Raw genomic sequence first — 23,176 nt, 5'->3', positions numbered from 1 at the left:
GGCCGGTCACCGCTGTTCACGGGCGATCCTCGTGAACTCCGCCGATCGGATCCGCCAGTGGCCGCCGTCGCGGCGGTAGGCGACGCTCAGCCAGCCGAAGCCATGGAGCACGCGTTCACGGTCGCCGACGAACAGTAGGTCCTCGACGGAGCTGCGGGCCTCGGCTCGCGAGTCCGAGAGCACGTCGAACTCCTCGCCGAACGCGCGGACGATGAGCGTCCCCGCCCCGAGCGCGCGGTCGATGGCCTGGCCGATGCCGGGTCCGTCGGCGAAGCACGTGAGTGCTCCGTCCGCGCCGAACGCGCGGAACCGGCCGTCGGGCAGGAACAGCTCCTCGACGGCAGGCCAGTCCCGCGCCGACGCGAGCCGGCACAGACGCGCCTGCAGGTCTCGGAGCTGCTCGATCGCCAGCAGCCGGTCAAGGGGCGAGGGCGCGGTCACTCGGCGAGGTCCCGACCGGGCGCGACCTGGACGGCGGAGCGTGTCGCGGTCGCGACCGAGGCCGCCTCCTCGGTGCCGGGTCGCTCGGTCTGGTTGTTCATCGGATGCTCCTCTGGTGTCCGCCGGTGCGCAGGCGGCATGGTGCCGCCGCTGTTCCGAGCCTCGTCGACGCCCGGTGCTCGCGCACCGGTGTAACCCCCTGGCCGACCCCCGGGTGCCGTCGACTCGGGGGCCGACCCGGGACAACGCCGGGCGCGACGACCGCACCCGTGCGACGAGCATCGACGACGGATGCGGCCGTCATCGGGACGGACGCCCGGATGAAAGGAGCGGGCATGCCCGCGAACACCGAGCACCAGCAGGCGAGCCGGGTGTGGCTGGTCACGGGAAGCACACGCGGCTTCGGCCGGGCGATCGTCGAGGCCGCCCTCGAGCGCGGCGACGCGGTCGTGGCGACGGCGCGATCGGCGGGAGCCCTCGATGAGCTCGCCGAGCAGCATGGACCGGAGCGGATCCTCACCCGGACGCTGGATGTGACCGACCCCGGTGCCGCCACGGCGGCGGTCGCCGCGACCGTCGAGCGGTTCGGCCGCCTCGACGTCGTCGTCAACAACGCCGGCTATGCCGACAGTGCCCCGATCGAAGAGATGGCGGAGGCGGACTTCCGCGCTCAGGTCGAAACCAACCTGTTCGGCGTGGTCAACGTGACGCGGGCGGCGCTGCCGGTTATGCGCCGCCGGCGCTCCGGGCTCTTCCTGCAGTTCTCGTCGGTGGGCGGCCGGGTCGGCGGCACGCCGGGCATGGGCGCGTACCAGGCGGCGAAGTTCGCGGTCGAGGGCTTCTCCGAGGTCCTGGCCCGCGAGGTGGCCCCGCTGGGCATCCGCGTGGTGATCGTCGAACCCGGCGCGTTCCGGACGGACTGGCAGGGCAGCTCGATGACCATGTCGACCGTCGGGTCGGACTACGCGGCGACGGTGGGAGCCCTGCACGACTTCCGGCGTGCGACCCAGGGGAGCCAGCCGGGCGACCCCGTCCGAGCGGCGCGGCTTCTGGTCACGTTGCCCGATCGCGCGCAGCTGCCGCTGCGGCTCCCTCTCGGCTCCGCGGCGGTCGACATGATCATCGAGAACGACCGGGCACGCGTCGAAGAGGCGATCGCGTGGGCGGACGTGAGCCGCTCCGCCGACTTCCCGCTGCCGACGGCATCCGGGGCGGAGCGATGATGCGATGAGACCGCTTCTCCGGGCGGATGCCGCTGCGCCGGACCCGGCACCCCGTGCCCGGTCCGCGGTCGCGACGCGCGACCGCGATCGCACGACCTTGTTCGAGATCTTCTTCGACCTGGTGTTCGTCTTCGCCCTGACCCGGGTGGTCGCGCTGGTGGAGGCGGACCCCGAGCCGGCGTCCCTGCTGCGGGCGACGATCCTGCTCGCTCTGCTGTGGTGGGCATGGTGCGCGTTCATCTGGCTCGGGAATCAGGTGAGGCTGGATCGCGGCTTCGTGCGCGTCGGGATGCTGGTCGCGATGGCAGGCGTGTTCGTGGTCGGCCTCGTCATCCCTGAGGCGTGGACGCGGCATCCCGACGGCGCGAATCCGGCGCTCGTGCTGGCTGTCGCCTTCGCCGTCGTCCGCGGATGCTACGTCATCCTGCTCGCGGCGGCCGCGTGGGGCCGGCCTCGCCTGCGACGTCAGCTGATCCTCGACCTCGCGCCTCAGACCGTGTCGATCGGCCTGCTGGTCGCCGGGGCGGTTCTCGGCGGCACATGGCAGGCGGGACTGTGGGCGGCGGCGCTCGTCGTCGACTTCGCGGGCGGTCGCTCGGCCGCGCGGTACCGCGGGTGGCGGGTGGGCAGCCCGCGGCACTTCACGGAGCGTCACGACCTCGTGCTGATCATCGCGCTCGGCGAGACCGTCCTGGCCTCCGGAGCCCGCGTCGACCCGTGGTCGTCGAACCCGTCCGCGCTCGGAGTCGTGCTGGTGGGATTCCTGATCACGGCGAGCCTCTGGTGGGCGTTCTTCGGGCGGCTGTCGGCGGAGGCCGCCCGCGCGCTGGAGCACGCGGACCACGCGGCGCGGCCGTCGCTCGCGCGCGACGGCTACACGTTCGGCCACTTCCCACTCGTGGCCGGCGTGGTGCTCGTCGCCATCGGCAGCACGCTCCTGCTCGACGACGTGGTCGCCGACCCCGGCGAACCCGCGAGCCGCCTCGCCGTCGCAGCGCTCGGAGCGGGGATCGTCCTGTACCTCGTGGGGCTCGAGATCTTCCGGTGGATCCTGCTTCGCGACCGGTGCTGGGCGTCCCTGGTCGGCGCCGGACTGGTCGCCGTCGCCGTCGTCTCGTCCGCGTGGTACCCCGCATGGGTCTTCCCGCTCGTCGTCGCGGCGATCACCGCGACGGCGGCGACCGTCGTCGGACGCCACGCCCCGGGTTCCGGGGAGACGCCGGTGCGGCACTGCCCGGCGGCCGACCAGTAGGAGCCACGGGCGCGCTGCGCACCCCGATCGCGAGACCGTCGAGGTGAGCGCGATCGTCGCGCTCATACCGACGAAAGGACGCATCCCATGCCCGTCATCCGCTTCCACCTGCAGTCCACCCTCAGCGCCCCCGAAGTCATGGCGGTGCTCACGGACTTCAGCCCGTCGCGTCCCGACCAGTGGCCCACGATCGATGCCGACCACTTCGAAGTCGACGCCCTCGGCGACAACTGGGCCGTCGTGACCGAGGGCACGGCGGCCGCGTGGGAACACGCCCGCTACGAATGGGATGCCGCGCGCGGACGCGTCGACATCACCACGCTCGACTCCAAGGTGTTCGGCCCCGGTGGCGGGTGGGTCTTCCAGGTCACGCCGGAGGGCACGGGTGCGCGCGTCGACGTCGAGCTCACCCGCCACCCCCGAACCGTCAAGGGCAAGCTGCTCGCGCTGCTGCTCCCCCTCGTCGCGCCGGGTTCCCTGCGCAAGGCGTTCGCGGTGCCGCTGCACGCCGCGGTGTGAGCAGACCACGCCTCTTCCGGCGTCGCCCGGCCGCCGGCATCCACCCGCACTCCTTCACGCGGACGAGGGCGATTCCCATCCGGCGCGACGGTTTCGTACCCTTGTCCGATGCGCGAGTTCTTTCGAGGGGCGGGGATGCTGGCCCGGGGCTTCGCGTACTGGCGACGGCGCCCCGGGCTGATGCTGCTCGGGCTCGTGCCCGCGGTCATCGTGGCGCTGGTGCTGCTCGGCGGTCTGATCACGCTCGCCGCGTTCCTCCCGGGACTGACGGACGCGCTCACGCCGTTCGCCGACGGCTGGCCCTCGGTGTGGGCGACCGTCATCCGCATCACGATCGGCACGGCGCTCGTCGGCGCGGCGCTCGTGCTCGTCGCGATCTCGTTCACCGCCCTGACGCTGCTGATCGGCGAGCCGTTCTATGAGCGCACCTGGCGCGCGGTGGAAGCCGACCACGGCGACGACAGGCTCGACGCCGCGTACGGATTCTGGCGGTCGGTCGGCGATGCGCTCTCGCTGTTCGGGCGCGGCATCCTGATCGCGCTGCTCGCGCTCGTGCTCGGCTTCATCCCGGTCGTCGGCGGTGTGGTGAGCGCGGTCGTCGGCGTGACCCTCACGGGATGGGTCGTCGCCGACGAACTGAGTTCGCGCGCCCTCAGCGCACGCGGGCTCGACGCGACGGCGCGCCGGGCCCTCCGACGCGGCCACCGGGCCCGGGTGCTCGGCTTCGGCGTCGCGACGCAGCTGTGCTTCCTCGTCCCGCTCGGCGCCGTCGCCTCGATGCCCGCCGCGGTCGCCGGGTCGACGCTGCTGGCCCGTTCCCTGCTCGATCCGAGCCCGGTCCGAGAGACGCAGTGACCGTGGCGGACAGACCCGAGATCGTCTGCATCTGCGGCTCCACGCGCTTCGCCGACGAGATGCGCGAGGTCAACCGCGTGCTCACCTTCGCCGGCATCATCGTCCTCGCGCCGGGCGTCTTCGGCCATGCCACCGGCGAGCCGATCACCGACGAGCAGAAGGCCGCGCTGGACGCCCTGCACCTGCGCAAGATCGACCTGGCCGATCGGGTGCTGGTCGTCAATCCCGGCGGTTACATCGGTGAGTCCACGGCCCGCGAGATCGCGTACGCCCAGGCCGCCGGCAAGCCGGTCTCGTTCACGGCTCCGGGCTGACGGGCACCCGGTCCGCCGCGCTCGCGAGCCCGACGACCCGTGCCGACCGGACGACGAGGCCCGGCCGGCACGAGTCCTGGTGCTACCGCTTCAGGATGAAGGCGTAACTCGTCGCATTGCCCGCGACGTCGTACACCGTCAGGGTGTTGGCGCCCTTCACCGCGCCGAAGGTGCCGACCTTCACGCGGTCGAGGTCCGACACCGCGGCGCCGACCATGTCGGTCACGACGCCGTTCACCTCGACGCGATCGATGCCACCGTCGTCCGACAGCGCGAACGAGACCAGGCGGTACTTGTCCTTCTTGGCGTTGACCGCATCGGTCAGCCCCGTGCCCTCCTTGACCACGACCGTCGGAGCGGTGGTGTCGAGGACGAACGTGACGGTCGTCGCGTTGCCTGCGTCGTCGAACACCACGAGGGTGTTCGTGCCTTCGACGGCGCCGAAGGCACCCGGCACGACACCGTTGAGGTCGGACCAGGCGTCGTCGACGAGATCCTTCTCGACGCCATTGAGGGTGAGCCGGTCGACCTTGCCGTCCACGTCATGGAGCTTGAACGACACGCGCGAGTAGGTCCCGTCGGCGCCGACGGTGAACTCCGCTTCGTCCTTGACGCTGACCTCCGGTCCGGTCCTGTCGGCGTTGCACGCCGCCAGTTCTTCGGGGCTCGGCGCGAACCGCACCCAGTCGAACGTCGCCGGGATCTCGGGTGTCGTGGCCGTGCCGCGGTACGCGAACGGGCCGATGGCGGTCGCGCCGAGCTCGCCTGCCGGTGCGGCACGCCCCGCCGTCCGGAACGTGACTCCGTCGACGCTGTACGCAGCGGTGATCCAGTCCCCGACGCGGGTCATGCGCAGCCAGATGGTGTCGCCGAGATCGGAAGGCGCCATCTCGTAGTCGGTGAGCGACGCGATCCGGTCCGTCCCGTTCTTGCGGTAGACGAAGTCGATCCGCACCCCGTTGCTGGCCTTCGCCAGATCCACGCGGAGCGAGTTGGCGTCGTCGCGACGTGCGATCAGGCCGGCCTGCTGGAAGTTGATCTCCGGAGTGATGGCGAGCTTCGTCGTGACCTCCCACGCATCACCTTCGGGCATCGGCTGAAGGATCAGCGGCGCCGAGGTCGAGTTTCCGACGTAGGTGGGGAGTGTCAGCGCGCCGTCGGCGATGACGTGACGCGAGTCGGCCATGCGCACCCCCGCCGACCACAGGGCGGTGTCGAGCGCCGTGCCTTCGAACTCGTCCGAGCCGGCCCCTCTGCAGGACTCCCACACCGGGTCTTCGGGATGGGTGTTCACCGGGTCGAGCGGGGCCGTCGGGTCCTCGATCGCGTGGCCGATCGTGGTGTGCGAACGGTCGCCGTACTCGTAGAACATGTGGAGCAGGCCGTCCTCCTCCACGAACTGCGCGGACGCCGCCCGCCCGTTCGCCGGCGGCGCCGGGTCGGGGATGAAGAGCGGCTGCGCCGCACCGGTCGTCCGCAGATCGTCGGCGATCGGCCGCGCGAGGATCGACCCCGTGCTGCCGTGATAGACGATGTAGTTCTGCCCGTGGTAGGTGAACAGGTCCGCCGCCGAGACGTTGCCGCCTTCGGCGTCGCCGGGCTCGACGATGGGCGCGTCCGCGATCTGCCAGGTGACCAGGTCCTTCGACACGGCGAGGTTGATCCTCCGGTGATCGTCGGAGTAGTTGGTCATGAAGAACATGCCCCAGGCGTACCCGCTGGCGGGATCGGGATGCGGGAACACCCGCGCGTAGGACGTCTCGGTCGCATCGCGGCCGGGCTGCGCGGCTTCGACATCCTCGGTGGTGACGACGGCGTCGCCGTAGTCGAAGTGGATGCCGTCGGTCGAGGTCGCATAGCGGCTGACGGTGTTCTCACCGTGGAAGAACAGGTACATGCGCTCGTCCGCCGGGTTCCACACCGCGTCCGGCGACGAGACGTGCGACACGTTGTAGTTCGGGGCCCAGTCGTTCGCGATCACGGGGCTTCCCTCGTACTGCGTCCACGGCCCGTCCAGGTCGTCGGAGTACATCAGGTTGATGCCGCCGGGGGCGTCATGCGGCGCGTAGTAGATGTACCACTCGGCCAGCGGCTCGGCGAGGTACTCACCGGCGTGGAACACCGACGGGAAGATGAACTCGTGCGTGGGGTTCCACGGCAGCGTGTCGTCGAACGGGTCGACGATCTCGCCCGTCGACCGGAAACGTGGCAGGTCGTAGCCGTCGTCGGTGGCGGCGGCGATCGAGGCGGGGCTCGGTGAGGCCGCGCTCGCCGCGGGGGCGAGCAGGCCTGCAGCGGCCAGTCCCGCGACGGCGACCAGTGCGCCGCCGGCGAGCAGTCGTGATGAGGATCTCATGCGTGCGATTACCTTCCTGCGCGGACGCTCGCCCCCGATCGGGCTCGAGCGCCGTCGCGCGAGTCAACCCGATCAGGCTTGCTGATGATACGTATAACTGCAAGAGGCCATGCGAAGAATCTCTGCTTGATTATGCGAACAATCACTGTCATGATGATGCGCATCATCAGTGACGACGACAGATCCGACGACGGATCGAAGAGAGGGATGCCGAGAGTGCACCAGATTCAAGCCGACATCGTGATCATCGGCGGAGGCCTCGGCGGCGTGGCCGCCGCACTGGCCGCCCTTCGTGCCGGCCGAACCGTGGTCCTTTCGGAGCAGTACGACTGGCTGGGCGGTCAGCTGACCAGCCAGGCCGTGCCGGCCGACGAGCACACGTGGATCGAGCAGTTCGGCGCCAATGCGTCGTACCGGCGACTGCGCGACGGCATCCGCGACTACTACCGGCGCAACTACCCGCTGACGGATCGTGCGCTGCGTGAGCCGCGGCTCAACCCCGGCGCGGGGCTCGTCAGCCGGATCTGCGCCGAGCCGCGGGTCGCCGTCGCCGTGATCGACGAGATGCTCGCCCCGCACCTCAGCTCCGGGCGCCTGCGGGTGCTGCGCGGCATGCGGCCGGTGTCGGCCGCGACCGAGACGGACCGGGTCACGGAGGTCGTGCTCGAGAGCGTCGCCGACGGGTCGACGCTCGCGGTGGCCGGCGAGTTCGTGCTCGACGCGACCGAGACCGGCGAGCTGCTGCCTCTCACCGGCACGGAGTACGTCGTCGGCGCCGAGTCTCGTGAGATGACCGGCGAGCCGAACGCCGCGGACGCGTATCGTCCCGACAACGTGCAGGCGCTGTCGTGGTGCTTCGTCATCGACCACGTCGAGGGCGAGGACCACACCATCGAGAAGCCGCGGGACTACGACTACTGGGCGGGCTACCAGCCCGACTTCTGGGGTGCACGGCTGCTGAGCCTCACGGGCCCCCACCCTCGCACGCTCGAGATCGTGACGCGCACGTTCACCCCCACGATCGACGACGACCCGTTCGCGCGGATCGCCGACCAGCGCGCCGGGGGCGGCGACGAGGAGCTCTGGATCTTCCGGCGCATCCTGTCGCGCAAGGCGCTCGAGCCCGGATTCCTCGACAGCGACATCGTCCTCGTGAACTGGCCGATGATCGACTACCTCGACGGCTCCGTCATCGACACGCCCGATGCCGCCGATCATCTGGAGCGCGCGCGCCAGCTGTCGCTCTCGATGCTGTACTGGCTGCAGACCGAGGCGCCGCGCCCCGACGGCGGATCCGGGTGGCCCGGCCTGCGGCTTCGGGGCGATATCACCGGCACCCCGGACGGCCTCGCGCAGGCGCCGTACATCCGGGAATCGCGGCGCATCGTGTCGGAGTTCACCGTGACCGAGAACCACCTCTCGGTGGCAGTGAAGGGCGATGCGCTGCCGGCGACCTTCCCGGATTCGGTCGGCGTCGGGATGTACCGCATCGACCTGCATCCGTCGACCGGCGGCGACAACTACATCGACGTGCCGTCCGTCCCCTTCGAGATTCCGCTGGGATGCCTGCTGCCGGTGCGCATGCAGAACCTCCTCCCTGCGGGCAAGAACGTCGGCACCACCCATCTCACCAACGGCGCCTTCCGGCTCCATCCGGTGGAGTGGGCGATCGGCGAGGCGGCAGGCTGGCTAGCGGCCTTCTGCCTGGACCGCGCGGTGGATCCCCGCGCGGTCCGCAACACTCCTCCGCTGCTGGAGGAGTTCCAGTCCCTGCTAACACTCCACGGCGTCGAGCTGCACTGGCCCGACGTGTCGGGATACTGAACAAGGAGCAATCACCATGAGATCAGCAAAGTGGCTGACCGCAGCGGGCACGCTAGCTGTCGCCTCACTCGCCCTGGCGGGCTGCGCGGGCGGCCCGGCCCCCGCAACCTCCGAGACCGCGACCGACATCGAGCTGCGGATGACGGTGTGGACCTCGGCCGAACCGCACCTCGCGCTGTTCGACGAGATCGCCGACGAGTACATGGCGGACCATCCCGAGATCAAGAGCATCACGTTCGATCCCCTCGACTTCGCGAGCTACTCCAGCACCCTCACCACTCAGATCGCGGGCGGCAACGCTCCCGACATGGCGTGGATCCTCGAGAACGCCGCGCCGGACTTCGTGTCGTCGGGCGCGCTGGTGCCGCTCGAGCAGACGTTCGCAGGCACGGAGGGCTACGAGCTCGACGACGTCTCGGATGCCGCGACGAAGCTGTGGCGCAACGGCGACGGCGACCTGGTCGCGTACCCGTTCTCGACGTCGCCGTTCGTCGTCTTCGTGAACAACGACCTGCTCGCCGCAGCCGGACAGCCGGCCGGCGCGGACATGCTCGCCGACGGCTCGTGGACGTGGGACGACGTCTCGGCGGCGGGCTCGGCGGTGAACCAGGCGACCGGCAAGGCGGGCTTCGTGATCCGCGACTTCGAATACCAGACCTGGGACCTGCTGTCGACGGTCTGGAACGGGTGGGGCGCGACGCCGTGGAGCGAGGACGGCGCCACCTGCACGATGGACTCCGACGAGATGGCCGGGGCGTTCGAGTTCCTGCACGACGCCGCGTTCACGAGCAACTCGATGCCCGGGCCGGGCACCACGGCCGACTTCTTCGCCGGCGAGTCCGCGTTCACGGTGTCGCAGATCTCGCGCGCATCGCTGCTGGCGGACTCCGGAATCGCGTCCTGGGACCTCCTGCCGCTTCCGGAAGGACCCGACGGCGACTACGCGATGGTGGGCCAGGCCGGCCTCGCAGCGATCGCACAGGGCGAGCACCCGCAGGCCTCCGCGGACTTCATCGCGTTCTTCACCAATCCTGAGAACTCGAAGAAGCTGGCGCAGTTCTTCCCGCCTGCGCGCGAGTCGCAGATCAACGCCGAGACCCTCGCCGCGGCGAACCCGGTGCTGACCGAGGCGCAGCTGGCCGATGTCGTGGTGCCCGCGATGAAGACCGGCGTGGTGCGTCCTTCGCACACCAACTCGGCCGAGATCCAGCAGACGGTGCGTTCCGCCCTCGACGCGATGTGGGTTCCGGATGCCGACGTCCCGGGCGTCCTCGGCGACGTCTGCACCGCCATGCAGCCGCTTCTCGGAGGCTGATCCACTCACATGACGACAACGACGACGCGGCCGCTCGCAGAGGCGACCCGCCTCCCGAGCGGCCGTGCCGCCGGACGGCGACGCGCTCACCGCCGAGCGGACATCATCACCGGGTATCTGTTCGTGGCACCGCAGGTGCTCGGCATCCTGATCTTCGTGTTCATCCCGCTCGGGCTGATCGCGTACTACAACTTCCACGAGTGGAACGTCCTGGCAGGCACGTTCACGTTCGTCGGAACCGACAACATCGAGAAGCTCTTCCACGACCCGAACCTGCCGTCGGTGCTGTGGGCGACCGCCGTGTTCTGCGTCGGCGTCGTCGTGGGCAACATCTCGCTCGCCCTGTTCCTGGCCGTGCTGCTGAACCGCAGGTTCGGCGCGACGACGTTCTTCCGCACGGTGTTCTTCTCGCCGGTCGTCGTGTCGGTCGTCGCCTGGACGATCGTGTGGGGCTTCCTCCTGCAGGACGACGGTGGGATCAACGGGCTGCTGCAGCTCGTCGGCATCGAGGGGCCGAACTGGCTGCGCGAAGGACCGACCGCGATGCTCAGCGTCATCGTGGTGCAGGTGTTCAAGAACGTCGGCCTGAACATGGTGCTGTTCCTCGCCGCCCTGCAGGGCGTGCCCCGGGAGCTGACCGAGGCGGCCGCCATCGACGGCGCCGGGTCGTGGCGGATCTTCCGCAGCATCACGCTGCCGATGATCTCGCCCACCCTGCTGCTGACGGTCATCATCACCATCGTGGGTGCGCTGCAGGTCTTCGCGCAGATCGCGGTGCTGACGGCCGGCGGACCCGGCCTGTCGACGACCGTGCTCGTCTACTACCTGTACCAGCAGGCGTTCGAGTTCCACCGGTTCGGCTACGGATCGACGCTCGCGCTGCTGCTGTTCGTCATCGTCCTGGTGCTCACGATCGTCCAGTGGCAGCTGCGGAAGCGGTGGGTGCACTATGAGAACTGAGCGTCGCCGGGTGACCCGGGTCCTGCTCATCGTGCTGTGCGCGGTGATCTCGATCCCGTTCGTGTTCCCCACCTGGTGGATGATCACGTCGTCGTTCAAGCCGATCAACGAGATCTTCGCCTTCCCGCCGACGCTGCTGCCGCAGAACCCGACGGTCCAGCCGTACATCGATGCGGTGACGCTACAGCCGTTCGCGCTGCAGTACTTCAACAGCATGTACATCGCCATCGTGGTGACGGCCGCGACGATGCTGTTCTCGGCGATGGCCGGGTACGCGTTCGCGCGCATCCGCTTCCCCGGCGCGGACTTCCTGTTCCTCATCGTGCTGGCAGGCCTGCTCGTCCCGAGCGAGGTCACGATCGTTCCGCTGTTCCAGATGTTCAACACGCTCGGCCTGATCAACACGCACTGGCCGCTGCTGCTCGTGTCGACATTCGGCGCACCGAGTGTGCTGGCGACGTTCATCATGCGGCAGTTCTTCATCACGCTGCCGGTCGAGCTCGAAGAGGCGGCGACGCTCGACGGCCTCACGCGAGCCGGGATCTGGTGGCGGATCAGCATGCCGTTGGCGAAGTCCGCGCTCGCCGCGGTCGCGATCTTCACGTTCCTCCATACGTGGAACCTGTACCTCGAGCCGACGGTCTACCTCCAGTCGCCGGAGCTGTTCACGCTGCCGCAGGCCCTCACGCGGTACACCGACGCCTATGGAGGCCAGCAGTGGAACGTCCAGCTGGCTGCCGCCACCATGACCGCGGTGCCGGTGCTCATCGTGTTCCTCTTCGCGCAGCGGCAGTTCGTCGAGGGGCTCAGCCAGACAGGACTGAAGGGATGACGCCGGCCGGAGCCCGCGAGCTCCACTACGGCGGGCGGGACGACCAGCTGCTGACGATGTACGACGCCGAGGCGGCATCCGACGCCCTCGTCGTCGCCGTCCACGGCGGAGCCTGGTACACCGGCGATCGGTCTCTCATGGCGACGACGGCCGAGGGGCTGTCGGCCCGTGGGCTGGACGTCGCGGCGATCGCATACCGCCGGCGTCCGGACGACCCCGTGCGCGACATGGTGGCCGACATCGGCGACGCGATGCGGTGGGCGAGGTCTCGCGGGGTCTTGCGCGTGGTCCTGCTCGGGGACTCGGCGGGCGCGCATGCGGTCGCGCTGCACACCCTGCGGTCGCTCGGCACGGACGAGGCGCCGGACCTGCTCGTCACCCTGTGCGGCGCCCTGTCGCTGGACGCGCTGCGCCGTCCGCGCAGCCCGGATCAGGAGGCCCGCTTCCCCGGCTACCTCTCGACCCTCACCGTCGGCGGCGAGCACGCGGACCGCCTCGAGCGCGACGACCCGCTCGCGCTGCGGCGACGGCTCACCGCGGCGCCACCGCCGCTGCTCGCGGCCACGAGCGCGCACGACTTCTTCTCCGCGTCCACGCGCGAGTACGTCGACGAGGCGCTGATACGGGGCGACGACGTGACGCTGTACTACTGTGGCTCTGCGCAGACGGAGTGCACCCACAGCTGGCAGCTCGACGCCGATCTGCCGGCGACGGCTCGGCTCTTCGATGTCGTCGCCGCCTGGGTGGGCCGGACGCCGCGGGACGCGTCCGCAGCTGAGGAAGGGTGATCGCGTGGCGGGCTCGGGCCGAACCAAACGTCTGACGCAGAAGCAGATCGCCGAGCTGGCCGGCGTGAGCCAGGCGACGGTGTCGCTCGTCCTGAGCGGCCGCACCGACACGACGATGCGCATCTCGGAGTCGACGCGGCAGCGCGTGCTCGACCTGCTGCAAGAGACCGCGTACGCCGCGGACCCGGCGGCGCGCATGCTGGCCGGACAGTCCAACAACCTCCTCGGCGTCTTCACCTACGAACCCGCGTTCCCGTATGAGAGCGCGGACTTCTACGTGCCGCTGCTCACGGGCGTGGAGTCGGCGGCCGAGGACCTCGGCGCCGACCTGCTCGTGTTCACGAGCGCCCCCGTGCTCGAGGGCAAGCGACGCCTGTTGCAGCCGGGCACGCGCCTGCGCCTGGCCGACGGGTGCGTCCTGCTCGGTCGCGAGATGGACAAGGACGAGCTGCGCGAGCTCGTCGAGCTGGACTACCCGTTCGTCGCCGTCGGCCGTCGCGACGGCGACGAGCGGATCCCCTACGTCGGCGTGGACTACGCGACGGCCGTCGCAGACCTCACCCGTCGCGCCCTCGCGCTCGGGCATCGCCGGTTCCTCTACCTGCGCCTGCCCTTCCAGGCCGAGTCCACCCAGGACCGCCTCGCGGGGTTCCTGGAGGCTCTGGCCTCGTCGGGTGAGGCGGTCGCGCACGACGTGGTCGAGTCCTCGTCGGCGTCGCAGGCGATCGCCGCGATCGAGGATGCCGCGCCCACCGTGGTGCTGATCGAGGACCCCGCGCAGGTGGCGGCGGTCGGGGACGTCCTGGAGCGCACGGGCGTGGGCGTTCCGGACGGCATGTCGGTCATCGCGTTGAGCGGCCGCGACAACGGCAGCGCCGGTGGTCGTGACGTCACGCGGCTGGTGGCTCCGCGGACCGAGCTCGGAGCCGCCGCGGTGAAGCTGCTGTGGAAGCTCATCAACGAGCCCGGGACCGTGTCGGAGGCCGAGCGGAGGGTCATGCTGGACTGCCAGATCGCCGCCGGATCGACGCTCGCGAGCCCGCGCCGCTCCTGACGCGACGCGCGACGTGCGGGCCGGGCCTCAGCGCAGCCGGGCTCCCAGCCACGCGCGCGCCCGCGCCTGCAGCGCCCGCGCCGGCTCGGTGTCGGGCGCCCAGGCCTCGAAGCCGTGGGCGGCGCCCGACACGACGTCGAGGGTCACCGGCACGCCCGCGTCTTCGAGTGCGCGGGCATAGGCGACGTCCTCGTCGAAGAACAGCTCGGCGTCCGAGGTGTAGATCCACGTCGGGGGCAGACCCCTGAGATCGTCGCGGCGAGCGGGTGCCGCGTACGGCGGCAGCGCGTCCGCGCCGACCCGGTCTCCGAGGTACGAGCGCCAGCCCACGAGGTTCGCGCGGTTGTTCCAGACGAAGTGATCGACCTCGTCTCGCGCACGGTCGGCGGCGGTGCGGTCGTCGAGCATCGGGCAGAACAGCCACTGTGCGGCGGGCGGGGTCTGCGCGTCGACGAGGCGCTGGGTGAGGGCGGCGGCGAGGCCCCCGCCCGCGCTCTGACCGCCGACCGCGATGCGTCCCGGGTCGACGCCGAACTCTCCGGCGTGCGCGACGAACCATGCGAAGGCGGCCGCGCAGTCGTCGATGGCGGCGGGGAAGGGATGCCGGGGTGCAAGCCGGTAGTCGACCGAGACCACGACCGCGCCGGTTTCGCGGGCGACCTCGCTGCTCGTGCGGTCGTCCATGGCGGCCGCGCCGAGGACGAGTCCGCCCCCGTGGATCCAGAGCAGCCCCGCGCCGGTGGTCTCGGCCGGGAGGTAGACGCGCGCGCGTACGTCGCCGTCGCGCACGATACGACGCTCGACGCCGTCGACCTTGGCGCCGGGCATGAATCGCGACAGCGACGTGATCGCCCACAGCACCACCGGGTTCTCCAGGTTCATCCTCGGTGCCTTGCGGGTGACCTCGCGAAGCGCAGGGTCGATCTGGGTGATGTCCACGCCGTGTCCTTCGTCCGGGGGGTGACTGACGGATGTGCTGCTCACGCTAGTGCCCCGGTATGCGGTGCGGCCCCGTTCTGACCCGTTCAACAGGTCAACCGCGGTTGTCCAGGACAGATCGGGCGGAACCCTCCTGATGAAGGCCGGTTGACCTGTCGGGAGCGGAGGCGCGGCACACGCGGGCGGCATCGGCGGGATCCCGCGCCGCCGGCATCGCGCGGGCGCCGGCATCCACCCGTACTCTGTGGGCATGGCCCTCGCGCATCTGCCGATCCTGACGGTCACGCCCAATCCCGCGCTCGACGTGTCGACGTCGACACCGCGCGTGATGCCCGAGAGCAAGATGCGCTGCGGGCCGACGCGACTGGACCCGGGCGGGGGCGGCGTCAACGTCTCGCGGGTCGTCCGCAACCTCGGCGGGCACTCACTGGCCGTCTACGCGGCCGGCGGTCCGACGGGCCAGGCGTACCGGCAGCTGCTCGACCGCGAGGGCATCGCCAGTCGCATGGTGGGGATCGCGGATGCCACGCGCGAGAGTTTCACGGTGGACGAGACGTCGACGGGCGAGCAGTTCCGGTTCGTGCTGCAGGGGCCCGAGCTGTCGGAGCCGGAGTGGCGGGCGCTGCTGTCGGCGGTCGCCGACGACTTCCCCGTCGGCGGGTTCGTCGTGACCAGCGGCAGCCTGCCGCCCGGCGCACCCGACGACCTGTACGCGCAGATCGCCCGCATCACCCGGGAGCACGACTCGCACTGCGTCGTCGACACCTCCGGCGACGCGCTGACCGCCGCACTGGAGGAGGGCGTGTTCCTCATCAAGCCCAGCAAGCGCGAGCTGCGCGAGCTGGTGGGAGCGCCCGAGACCGACGAGATCGGCCTGATCGAGGCCGCCCGCGAGCTCGTCGGCCGTGGCTCGTGCCAGGTCGTCGCGCTCACGCTCGGCGGCTCCGGTGCGGTGCTGGTCACCGCCGAAGAAGCGCTGCGCCTGCCGACGCCCCCTGTCGACGTGCAGAGCGCCGTCGGCGCGGGCGACAGCTTCCTCGGCGCCCTCGTGCTGCGGCTTGCGCAGGGCCGTTCGCTGGGCGAGGCGTTCCGCTCGGGCGTCGCGGCCGGCTCGGCCACAGCGGCGCTCCCCGCGACGGACCTGTGCCGGGCCGAGGACGTCGAGCGGCTCGAACAGGGGCTGGAGCCCGTGACCGTCTGACTCCGAAGCTTCGCGCGGAGCCCGGCGGCACGGCAGACTCTCGTCATGACCCGCCCCGTGCGCTTTCTCGCTCTGCTGTTCCCCAACGTCACGCAGCTCGACCTCACCGGGCCCGCGCAGTTCTTCTCGTCGCCGCCAGGGGCGAGCGTCGACCTCGTGTGGAAGGACCGGAGTCCCGTCGTCACGGACGCCGGGTTCGCGATCGTGCCGACCGTCGACTTCGCGACGGCGCCGCAGGCCGATGTGCTGATGATCCCGGGCGGGCAGGGGGTGTTCGAGCTGCTGGAGGACGACGAGACGCTCGACTTCGTGCGCCGTCAGGCCGCGGGGGCCCGGTTCATCACGAGCGTGTGCACCGGGGCCTTCCTGCTCGGCGCGGCGGGGCTGCTCGTGGGGCGCCGCGCGACGACCCACTGGAACTCGCACGCGATGCTCGAACTGCTGGGCGCCGTCCCGGTGGAGGAACGGGTCGTGCGAGACGGCGACCTCATCACCGGCGGCGGTGTGACGGCCGGACTGGACTTCGCGCTGACCGTGCTCGCGGAGGTCTTCGATCCCCAGACCGCTCGGGCGGTGCAGCTCGGGTACGAGTACGACCCCGCTCCGCCGTTCGACGCCGGCCACCCCTCGCGACCAGAAGCGGACGCGGGTCAGGTCTCGTCGACGCTCCAGACGCGCCGCGAGCTGCGCGAGCCCGTCGTTCGCCGTGCTGCCGCGCGCTTGGCCGGACGCGTCGAGCCGGTCGGATAGCGGTCCGCTCCGGGCGGTCGCGCTGGCCGACGCGCTGAGCCGACGGGCTGGGCCGACGGGCTGCGCGGACGCGCAGACGGCGGCGCCCCGGCCGGACGGTGACCGGGGCGCCGCCGGATCTCACTGCGCGGACGCGCCGACGGTCTCGGAACGGCCCTCGACGTACGCGCGGCCGGCGGCGGCGATCGTCGCGACCACCGCGTCGGGCTGCGACACGCTGATCGCGTGAGAGGCGCCCGCGACCTCGGTCGTGCCGCGAGAGCCGGCGCGCTCGGCACCGGCGCGGAACACGGCCACGGGGATGTTGTGGTCCTGGTCGCCGAACACGTGCCACGAAGGGATGTCCTTCCACGCCGGGCGGTCGGTGGGCAGGCCGTCGGTCAGGGCCGCCTCGGTCACCGGACGCTGCGTCGCGGCCATCAGCGCGGCCTGCGCCTCTGGCGCGTCGGCGGCGAACTGCTCGTGGAACGCGTCGATGCGGATGGCGAACTCGTTGCCGCCGGTCGCGACGGGGTAGACGGCGAGCGACTCGCCGAGCGTGCTGCCTGGGGCGGTCGCCGACAGCGAGAACGCGCTCTCGCCCGTCTCGGGCGCGAACGCCGACGCGTACACGAGACCGACGACCTGCTCGTTGCGCGATGCCGCCTCGGTGATCACCAGGCCGCCGTACGAGTGCCCGACGAGCACGACGGGCCCGTCGATCGACGCGATGACGTCGCGCACGTACTGGGCGTCGCCCGCGAGGCTGCGCAACGGGTTGGCGACGGCGACGGCGTGGACGCCCTTCGCCTGGAGGCGCTCGATGACGCCGTTCCACGAGGCGGACTCGGCGAAGGCGCCGTGGACGAGCACGATGGTGGGCTTGCGGATTTCCATTGTCTGCTTCTCTCTGAACTCGATCTGGTGGTGGTGGGTCAGCCCTGCGCAAAGGCCTTGCGCAGGACGTGGATGGCCTGCTCGACCGCGGCGGTGGTCGCCGCCGACGGTCGGAGCGGGTTCAGCATCATGAAGTCGTGGATCGTGGCGTCGTAGCGCACGAGAGTGGTGCGCACACCCGCCTGGATCAGGTGGCGGCCGTACTGCTCGCCCTCGTCGCGCAGCACGTCGTTCTCGTCGACGATGAGCAGCGTCTCGGGAAGACCGCGCAGCTCATCGATGGGCGCCCGCAGCGGGGAGGCCGTCTGGTCGTGGCGCGCGGCGACGTCAGGCAGGTAGTTGTCCCAGAACCACGCCATGGCGTCCGCGCGCAGGTGGAACCCCTCGGCGAACTCGCGGTAGCTCTCGGTGTCCATCGCGGCGTCGGTGACCGGGTAGTACAGCGACTGGTGGATGAACGACACATCCCCGCGCTTGGTGGCCAGCAGCGCCACGACGGCCGCCATGTTGCCGCCGACCGAGTCGCCGGCGATCGCGAGGCGAGAGGCATCCAGCCCGCGCTTCTCGCCCTCGTCCATGATCCAGCGGGCGGTCGCGTACGCCTGCTCGACGGCGACGGGATGCCGCGCCTCGGGCGATCGCGTGTACTCGACGAACACCACCGCGGCGTTCGCGCCCACGGCCAGCTCGCGCACCAGGCGGTCGTGGGTGCCGGCGTTGCCGAGCACCCAGCCGCCGCCGTGGATGTACAGCACGACGGGCAGCGGCCCGGACACGCCGACCGGCGTGACGATGCGGACGGGCACGTCGCCGACGGCGGCGGGGACGGTGATCCACTCCTCGTCGACGTCGGGCTTGTCGACCGGGGCGGCCTGCACCTCGTCGAGAAGGGCACGGGCGCCGTCGACGCCGCGCTCTGCGAGGGTCGGAGGCTGGGCGGCGGCGTCGGCGAAGGCCTGCGCCTCGGGCTGGAGGGTGTGGTCGGTCATGGCGTTCCTTCCGTGAGCGGGCTGACGACCCGGTGTGCAAGCGAAGACCGGAGGTGCCATGCGGCTGTGACGGATCCGTCGATTTCGGTCTTCTCCTGCATTCGGTGTCACAGATCGGGTGGCTGCCCTGTCGAAGCTCGTGTAGACCGTCATGGGTGGGTGCGTCGTGCGCGCGTGCGATCGGCAGCGGGCCGCGGCATCCACTCGTCCCCCAAGGTGGAGAAAGGCGCGAGATGACCGACCAGCGCATGGACTCGGCGACAGAGCAGTTCGAGCAGTCACGGCGGCGCCTGTTCGGCATCGCGTACCGGATGCTCGGCACCGTCTCGGACGCGGAGGACATCGTGCAGGACGTGTGGATCCGCTGGCAGCAGACCGACCGCGCCGAGGTGCGCGAGCCCGCCGCGTTCCTCGCGACGATCACCACGCGCCTGTCGATCAACGCGATGCAGTCCGCGCACGCGCGCCGCGAGACGTACATCGGGCCGTGGCTCCCCGAGCCGGTGAACACCGAGGACGATCCCGCCCTCGGCGCCGAGCGCGGCGAGGCGCTGGAGTACGCCGTGCTGCTGCTGCTCGAGAAGCTCACGCCGACCGAGCGCGCGGCGTACGTGCTGCGCGAGGCGCTGGACTACCCCTATGACCGCATCGCGGAGATCGTGCAGAGCTCCGAGGCGTCCGCGCGCCAGCTGGTGAGCCGTGCGCGCAAGCACCTCGCATCCGAGAAGCGCGCGCAGGTGGCCGCCACCGAGCAGCGCCGGCTGCTCGAGGCGTTCCTCACCGCCGCGCAGCGGGGCGAGACCGAGCAGCTCGAGCGGCTGTTCGTCGCCGACGTGGTCAGCTACACCGACGGCAACGGCGCCAAGCTGGCTGCCCGCATCCCGGTGCGCGGCCAGGCGCGTGTGGCGAAGTTCGTCGCGGCGTTCTCGAGCCACTTCTGGACCGGCAAGCAGGTCGACTGGGTCGAGATCAACGGACGTCCGGGCATCACCCTGTCCGAGGACGGCGTCGTCACGACCGCCCTCACCATCACCGCGACCGACGACGGGATCGACCACCTGCTGTGGATCATGAGCCCCGACAAGCTGGCCCACGTCACGATGGCACCCGCCGCATGAGCGCATGGAGGTTCTCGGGAAAGCGCGCGGATGCCGCGGCCCTGCGCCTGGCGGTCCATCGCCGCCAGGCCGACGTCGTGCGGGCCGTCCGCACCGCATGGCAGGCGCAGGATGCCGCGGCGCTCGCCGCGCTGTTCACCCCCGACGTGCAGCTGCTGGTCGACAGCGGCGGCAAGACGCGCCTGTCGGTGCGCGACCTGTCGGGCGACCTGCCCGTGGCGGCCACGATGTCGTCGGTCCTGTCGGCCTACCCCGATGTCGTCATCGCTGACGCGGAGGTCAACGGGATGCCGGGCCTCACGGTCCGCACGGAAGGCACAGTGCTGGGTGTCGTGAGCTTCCGGCTGCGCGGCCGCGCCGTCTCGGACGTCTGGGCGGTCGTGAATCCCGACAAGCTGCGCAGCTGGAACGCGTGACGCTGTCACAACCGGCACCTGGTCGCTGTCGTAGCTGGTGAGTGCGTCCCCGCGCTCGCGAACCCAGAAAGGCACGAACATGGCAAAGATCGTCGTCATCGGCGGAACCGGGCTGATCGGCTCGAAGGTGGTCTCGAAGCTGCAGGCGCACGGACACGAGGCGATCGCCGCGTCGCCCAACACGGGCGTGAACAGCGTCACCGGCGAGGGTGTCGCCGAGGCGCTCGCCGGCGCCGACGTCGTCGTCGACGTGTCGAACTCGCCGTCGTTCGCCGAGCAGGACGTGCTCGACTTCTTCACGGCGTCGACGACGAACCTGCTCGAGGCCGAGAAGGCCGCCGGCGTCGGGCACCACGTCGCCCTCACGATCGTCGGCACGAACCGCCCGCAGGACATCCCGTACTTCCGCGCCAAGACCGCTCAGGAGAAGCTGATCCGCGAGTCGGGCGTGCCGTTCTCGCTAGTGCACGCCACGCAGTTCTTCGAGTTCGTGGGCAGCATCGCCGACGTCTCGACCGACGGCGACACCGTCCGCCTTCCCGGTGCGCTCGTGCAGCCGATCGCCGCGGAGGACGTCTCGACGGCCGTCGCCCGCACCGCCGCCGGTGCCCCGGTGAACGGCGACCTCGAGATCGCCGGTCCGGAGCAGTACGGCATGGACGAGTGGGCGCGCCGCGCGCTCGAGTTCCGCGGTGACCCGCGCACCGTCGTCCGCGACGACACCGCCCCGTACTACGGCGCGGTCGTCGAGGAGCGCACGCTCGTCCCCGTCGAGGGTGCGCTGCTGTTCGAGACCACGCTCGACGAGTGGCTGCCCGCGAACCCCCCGCGCGTGCACGCCTGACCCCTGGTGGATGCCGCCACCCGGGCCCCCTGACGGCCCGGGTGGCGGCATCCGACCGTTCCGGCGTGGGAGCGACGAAGCGAGGCGAAACGCCCCGCCCATCGGGGCGGGCTCGTCGAGGGCGCACTAGTGTGCCGTCGACGACGCCGGGAGGACACACCATGAAGCTGCTGCTCACGTCGGGCGGGATCCGCAACGACAGCATCCGCGAGGCCCTGGTGGCGATGCTCGGCAGGCCGATCGCACAGTCGCGGGCGCTGTTCATCCCGACGGCGCAGTGGGGGCAGCCGATGTGCTCGCCCCAGTCGGTCTACGACGCCACGGTCGATCGCTGGGGCGACGACCCGAGCCTCACGGGCCTGGGCTGGAAGTCGGTCGGCGTCCTCGAGCTGACCGCACTGCCGAGCATCGCCGAGGAGCGCTGGCACCCGTGGGTGCGCGAGGCCGACGTGCTGCTGGCCGACGGCGGCGAAGCGGTCTTCCTGGCGACGTGGATGCGGGAGTCCGGACTCGCCGATCTGCTCCCGACGCTCGCCGACACGGTGTGGGTCGGCGTGAGCGCCGGGAGCATGGTGATGACCCCGCGCATCGGCCGGGAATTCGTCGACTGGCGGCCCGACGGCACCGACGAGACGCTCGGGTTGGTGGACTTCTCGATCTTCCCCCACCTGGACTACCCGGGGTGGGACGAGAACACGCTCGAGGCCGCGCGCCGGTGGGCGCCGCAGATCACCGGACCTGCCTACGCGATCGACGATCAGACGGCGATCTCGGTGGTGGGCGGCGCGGTCGAGGTGATCTCGGAGGGCCACTGGGAGCTGCTGCACGACTGACCCGGGCCGCCGCAGCGGGTGCGTCAGCGGGACGCCCGCAGCACCGCGGCGATGCGAGGGGATGCCGCGGCCAGCACGTGCTCGGGTTGGCCGCCGTAGTGCAGCACGAGGCCGGAACGCGCGGGCGCGCCGAGGTGCAGTGTCGACAGCGGCTGGACGGCGATCCCCTGCGCGGCCAGCCGTGCGGCGAGTTCGGCATCGTCGGCGCCCTCGGTGTCGACGACGAGGTGGAGTCCGGCCGCGACGCCGCCGATGCGCACGTCCGGGAACGCCGCGCGCAGGCCGTCGACGAGGGCGTCGCGGCGCCGGCGGTGCCGGACCCGGACGGTGCGCAGGTGCCGTTCGACGATCCCGCGGCGCAGCAGCAGGGCGAGCGCGAGCTGCGGGATCGCGGGCGGTCCGAGGTCGGTCGCCTGCCGGAGCCCCACGAGGTCGCCGTGCAGGGCCGCCGGTGGCACCAGCCACCCCATGCGCAGCGCGGGTGCGAGCGTCTTCGAGAGGCTCGACGTGTACGCCACGCGATCGGGCTCGGCCGGCTGCAGCGCGCGCACGGGGCGGCGGTCGTAGCGGTGCTCGGCGTCGTAGTCGTCCTCGACGATCAGGCCGGCGCTGTCGCGCGCCCAGCTCAGCAGCGCACGCCGGCGGTCCGGCGCGAGCACGACGCCCGTGGGGTACTGGTGCGCCGGCGTCACGACGGCGGTGCGCGCTCCGGTGGCCGAGAGGGCGCCGACGTCGATCCCGTCGTCGTCGACCGCGACGCCGGCGACGCCGGGCATCCATCGCTCGAGCAGGAGCCGCGATCCCGCCGCACTCGGGTCCTCCACGGCGATGACGCGCTCGTCGCGCGCGGCCAGGACCTGCGCCAGCAGGCTGAGCGACCCGGCGACGCCGCCGGTCACCAGCACACGGTCGGGCGGCGCTGCGACGCCGCGGGAGCGGGCGAGCCACTCGGCCAGGGTCTCGCGCAGCTCGGGCATGCCTGCGGGATCCGGGTAGCCGAGCTGAGCGGCGGTGGCGGCGTCCAGCACCTCGCGCTCCGCCCGCAGCCACGCGGCGCGAGGGAAAGCGCTCACGTCGGGGACGCCGTGCGCGAGGTCGACCACGCCGTGAGCCTCGCTGGGCTGCGGTCCCCCGGCGGTCGTCCTGCCGGTGGATGCGTGGACCATTCCGTTCGCGGCATGCGCCGAGCGGGACCGCGCTTCGACCCGGATGCCGCGTCGCGGCTCCGCGACCAGCAGCGTCTCTTCGACCAGCCTCTGGTAGGCCTCGACGACCGTGCCGCGGGCGAACCCGAGATCTGCCGCGAGCTCGCGACCCGGCGGGACATAGGATCCCGCCGCCAGCGTGCCGTCGGCGATGGCCGCGCGCAGACGTGCGGCGAGCCAGTCCGCGCGGCGGCCGGGAGGCGCCTCGGCGGGATCGAGTCCGAGCATCACTGGACCAGATTATCCACGTCGCCGTGGCCCTGGTCACTGAT

At 71.2% G+C, this 23,176-nt stretch carries 23 protein-coding genes; 17 read left to right on the top strand and 6 right to left on the bottom strand.

The window, feature by feature from the left end; translation table 11 throughout:
- Positions 1-6 precede the first annotated feature (6 nt).
- On the bottom strand, positions 7-441 hold the full coding sequence (locus tag FB391_RS19770; RefSeq protein WP_185843146.1) for a nuclear transport factor 2 family protein: 435 nt from the start codon (positions 439-441) through the stop codon (positions 7-9).
- A 335-nt stretch (positions 442-776) separates the two neighbouring features.
- Between FB391_RS19770 and FB391_RS16995 the strand changes: the two genes are divergently transcribed.
- From FB391_RS16995 to FB391_RS16975, 5 genes are all read left to right on the top strand, one after another.
- Positions 777-1,664, top strand: coding sequence for an SDR family NAD(P)-dependent oxidoreductase (locus tag FB391_RS16995; RefSeq protein ID WP_141896272.1), 888 nt, complete (start codon positions 777-779; stop codon positions 1,662-1,664).
- 4 nt (positions 1,665-1,668) lie between these two features.
- Positions 1,669-2,916 carry a low temperature requirement protein A gene (locus tag FB391_RS16990; RefSeq protein WP_141896271.1) on the top strand — a complete coding sequence of 416 codons (1,248 nt, stop codon included), beginning with the start codon at positions 1,669-1,671 and terminating at the stop codon, positions 2,914-2,916.
- An 87-nt stretch (positions 2,917-3,003) separates the two neighbouring features.
- Positions 3,004-3,435 carry an SRPBCC family protein gene (locus FB391_RS16985; RefSeq protein ID WP_141896270.1) on the top strand — a complete coding sequence of 144 codons (432 nt, stop codon included), beginning with the start codon at positions 3,004-3,006 and terminating at the stop codon, positions 3,433-3,435.
- A 108-nt stretch (positions 3,436-3,543) separates the two neighbouring features.
- Complete coding sequence (locus FB391_RS16980) at positions 3,544-4,290, top strand: EI24 domain-containing protein (RefSeq protein ID WP_246093587.1); 747 nt, start codon at positions 3,544-3,546, stop codon at positions 4,288-4,290.
- Positions 4,291-4,292: 2 nt separating this feature from the next.
- Positions 4,293-4,604, top strand: coding sequence for a hypothetical protein (locus FB391_RS16975; protein WP_141896269.1), 312 nt, complete (start codon positions 4,293-4,295; stop codon positions 4,602-4,604).
- Between the two features lie 82 nt (positions 4,605-4,686).
- Here FB391_RS16975 and FB391_RS16970 read toward each other — a convergent pair whose 3' ends face one another.
- Positions 4,687-6,960, bottom strand: coding sequence for a beta-xylosidase family glycoside hydrolase (locus tag FB391_RS16970; RefSeq protein ID WP_141896268.1), 2,274 nt, complete (start codon positions 6,958-6,960; stop codon positions 4,687-4,689).
- A 207-nt stretch (positions 6,961-7,167) separates the two neighbouring features.
- Between FB391_RS16970 and FB391_RS16965 the strand changes: the two genes are divergently transcribed.
- From FB391_RS16965 to FB391_RS16940, 6 genes are read left to right on the top strand one after another with little or no spacing between them, the layout of a single operon-like run.
- The gene (locus FB391_RS16965) at positions 7,168-8,784 is read left to right on the top strand and encodes an FAD-dependent oxidoreductase (protein WP_221886323.1); all 1,617 of its coding nucleotides are present in this window, start codon (positions 7,168-7,170) and stop codon (positions 8,782-8,784) included.
- Between the two features lie 16 nt (positions 8,785-8,800).
- The gene (locus tag FB391_RS16960) at positions 8,801-10,099 is read left to right on the top strand and encodes an ABC transporter substrate-binding protein (protein WP_141896267.1); all 1,299 of its coding nucleotides are present in this window, start codon (positions 8,801-8,803) and stop codon (positions 10,097-10,099) included.
- A gap of 9 nt (positions 10,100-10,108) precedes the next feature.
- On the top strand, positions 10,109-11,059 hold the full coding sequence (locus FB391_RS16955; protein ID WP_141896266.1) for a carbohydrate ABC transporter permease: 951 nt from the start codon (positions 10,109-10,111) through the stop codon (positions 11,057-11,059).
- Between the two features lie 10 nt (positions 11,060-11,069).
- Entirely contained in the window at positions 11,070-11,891 is an 822-nt protein-coding gene (locus tag FB391_RS16950; protein WP_246093586.1) for a carbohydrate ABC transporter permease, read from the top strand.
- Positions 11,888-12,679: an alpha/beta hydrolase gene (locus FB391_RS16945; RefSeq protein WP_141896264.1), complete on the top strand. Its 792-nt coding sequence runs from the start codon at positions 11,888-11,890 to the stop codon at positions 12,677-12,679. Before FB391_RS16950 ends, FB391_RS16945 begins: the two co-directional genes overlap by 4 nt.
- Before the next feature lie 4 nt (positions 12,680-12,683).
- A complete protein-coding gene (locus FB391_RS16940; protein WP_221886321.1) occupies positions 12,684-13,733 on the top strand; it encodes a LacI family DNA-binding transcriptional regulator in 1,050 nt (349 codons plus the stop codon).
- 27 nt (positions 13,734-13,760) lie between these two features.
- Here FB391_RS16940 and FB391_RS16935 read toward each other — a convergent pair whose 3' ends face one another.
- Positions 13,761-14,672, bottom strand: a complete 912-nt coding sequence (locus FB391_RS16935) for an alpha/beta hydrolase (protein ID WP_221886320.1) — start codon at positions 14,670-14,672, stop codon at positions 13,761-13,763.
- Positions 14,673-14,922: 250 nt separating this feature from the next.
- Between FB391_RS16935 and FB391_RS16930 the strand changes: the two genes are divergently transcribed.
- On the top strand, positions 14,923-15,873 hold the full coding sequence (locus tag FB391_RS16930) for a 1-phosphofructokinase family hexose kinase (protein ID WP_141896262.1): 951 nt from the start codon (positions 14,923-14,925) through the stop codon (positions 15,871-15,873).
- A gap of 45 nt (positions 15,874-15,918) precedes the next feature.
- A complete protein-coding gene (locus FB391_RS16925) occupies positions 15,919-16,623 on the top strand; it encodes a DJ-1/PfpI family protein (protein ID WP_141896261.1) in 705 nt (234 codons plus the stop codon).
- Positions 16,624-16,743: 120 nt separating this feature from the next.
- Here FB391_RS16925 and FB391_RS16920 read toward each other — a convergent pair whose 3' ends face one another.
- Together FB391_RS16920 and FB391_RS16915 are read right to left on the bottom strand one after the other, a co-directional pair.
- Positions 16,744-17,499: an alpha/beta fold hydrolase gene (locus tag FB391_RS16920; protein WP_141896260.1), complete on the bottom strand. Its 756-nt coding sequence runs from the start codon at positions 17,497-17,499 to the stop codon at positions 16,744-16,746.
- Between the two features lie 38 nt (positions 17,500-17,537).
- Positions 17,538-18,488: an alpha/beta hydrolase gene (locus FB391_RS16915; RefSeq protein WP_141896259.1), complete on the bottom strand. Its 951-nt coding sequence runs from the start codon at positions 18,486-18,488 to the stop codon at positions 17,538-17,540.
- A gap of 233 nt (positions 18,489-18,721) precedes the next feature.
- Here FB391_RS16915 and FB391_RS16910 point away from each other — a divergent pair, with 233 nt between their 5' ends.
- The 4 genes from FB391_RS16910 (at position 18,722) to FB391_RS16895 (ending at position 21,699) form a co-directional block, all read left to right on the top strand.
- Positions 18,722-19,606, top strand: a complete 885-nt coding sequence (locus FB391_RS16910) for an RNA polymerase sigma-70 factor (protein WP_141896258.1) — start codon at positions 18,722-18,724, stop codon at positions 19,604-19,606.
- On the top strand, positions 19,603-20,022 hold the full coding sequence (locus tag FB391_RS16905; RefSeq protein ID WP_141896257.1) for a sigma-70 family RNA polymerase sigma factor family protein: 420 nt from the start codon (positions 19,603-19,605) through the stop codon (positions 20,020-20,022). Before FB391_RS16910 ends, FB391_RS16905 begins: the two co-directional genes overlap by 4 nt.
- 79 nt (positions 20,023-20,101) lie before the next feature.
- On the top strand, positions 20,102-20,866 hold the full coding sequence (locus tag FB391_RS16900; protein WP_141896256.1) for an SDR family oxidoreductase: 765 nt from the start codon (positions 20,102-20,104) through the stop codon (positions 20,864-20,866).
- Between the two features lie 161 nt (positions 20,867-21,027).
- Positions 21,028-21,699 (top strand): Type 1 glutamine amidotransferase-like domain-containing protein, encoded by a 672-nt coding sequence (locus FB391_RS16895; protein WP_141896255.1) that lies wholly within the window; start codon positions 21,028-21,030, stop codon positions 21,697-21,699.
- A gap of 23 nt (positions 21,700-21,722) precedes the next feature.
- On the opposite strand, the gene pdxR is transcribed toward FB391_RS16895, so the two are convergent.
- Positions 21,723-23,132, bottom strand: coding sequence for a MocR-like pyridoxine biosynthesis transcription factor PdxR (gene pdxR, locus FB391_RS16890; RefSeq protein ID WP_141896340.1), 1,410 nt, complete (start codon positions 23,130-23,132; stop codon positions 21,723-21,725).
- Positions 23,133-23,176: the final 44 nt, after the last annotated feature.

This window comes from Microbacterium kyungheense (assembly GCF_006783905.1).
GTDB classification, from domain to species: Bacteria; Actinomycetota; Actinomycetes; order Actinomycetales; family Microbacteriaceae; genus Microbacterium; species Microbacterium kyungheense.
Note: the sequence above shows the minus strand (reverse complement) of the source record. Positions and strands in the feature narration are given on the sequence as shown.

Excerpts from the sequence above, each read along its gene's own strand:
- FB391_RS16985 (WP_141896270.1), top strand. The coding sequence starts at position 3,004 with ATGCCCGTCATCCGCTTCCACCTGCAGTCCACCCTCAGCGCCCCCGAA.
- FB391_RS16900 (WP_141896256.1), top strand. The coding sequence starts at position 20,102 with ATGGCAAAGATCGTCGTCATCGGCGGAACCGGGCTGATCGGCTCGAAG.
- FB391_RS16990 (WP_141896271.1), top strand. The coding sequence starts at position 1,669 with ATGAGACCGCTTCTCCGGGCGGATGCCGCTGCGCCGGACCCGGCACCC.
- FB391_RS16930 (WP_141896262.1), top strand. The coding sequence starts at position 14,923 with ATGGCCCTCGCGCATCTGCCGATCCTGACGGTCACGCCCAATCCCGCG.
- FB391_RS16925 (WP_141896261.1), top strand. The coding sequence starts at position 15,919 with ATGACCCGCCCCGTGCGCTTTCTCGCTCTGCTGTTCCCCAACGTCACG.
- FB391_RS16915 (WP_141896259.1), bottom strand. The coding sequence starts at position 18,488 with ATGACCGACCACACCCTCCAGCCCGAGGCGCAGGCCTTCGCCGACGCC.
- pdxR (WP_141896340.1), bottom strand. The coding sequence starts at position 23,132 with ATGCTCGGACTCGATCCCGCCGAGGCGCCTCCCGGCCGCCGCGCGGAC.
- FB391_RS16945 (WP_141896264.1), top strand. The coding sequence starts at position 11,888 with ATGACGCCGGCCGGAGCCCGCGAGCTCCACTACGGCGGGCGGGACGAC.
- FB391_RS16965 (WP_221886323.1), top strand. The coding sequence starts at position 7,168 with ATGCCGAGAGTGCACCAGATTCAAGCCGACATCGTGATCATCGGCGGA.
- FB391_RS16920 (WP_141896260.1), bottom strand. The coding sequence starts at position 17,499 with ATGGAAATCCGCAAGCCCACCATCGTGCTCGTCCACGGCGCCTTCGCC.
- FB391_RS16895 (WP_141896255.1), top strand. The coding sequence starts at position 21,028 with ATGAAGCTGCTGCTCACGTCGGGCGGGATCCGCAACGACAGCATCCGC.
- FB391_RS16905 (WP_141896257.1), top strand. The coding sequence starts at position 19,603 with ATGAGCGCATGGAGGTTCTCGGGAAAGCGCGCGGATGCCGCGGCCCTG.
- FB391_RS16995 (WP_141896272.1), top strand. The coding sequence starts at position 777 with ATGCCCGCGAACACCGAGCACCAGCAGGCGAGCCGGGTGTGGCTGGTC.
- FB391_RS16910 (WP_141896258.1), top strand. The coding sequence starts at position 18,722 with ATGACCGACCAGCGCATGGACTCGGCGACAGAGCAGTTCGAGCAGTCA.
- FB391_RS16955 (WP_141896266.1), top strand. The coding sequence starts at position 10,109 with ATGACGACAACGACGACGCGGCCGCTCGCAGAGGCGACCCGCCTCCCG.
- FB391_RS16980 (WP_246093587.1), top strand. The coding sequence starts at position 3,544 with ATGCGCGAGTTCTTTCGAGGGGCGGGGATGCTGGCCCGGGGCTTCGCG.
- FB391_RS16960 (WP_141896267.1), top strand. The coding sequence starts at position 8,801 with ATGAGATCAGCAAAGTGGCTGACCGCAGCGGGCACGCTAGCTGTCGCC.
- FB391_RS16970 (WP_141896268.1), bottom strand. The coding sequence starts at position 6,960 with ATGAGATCCTCATCACGACTGCTCGCCGGCGGCGCACTGGTCGCCGTC.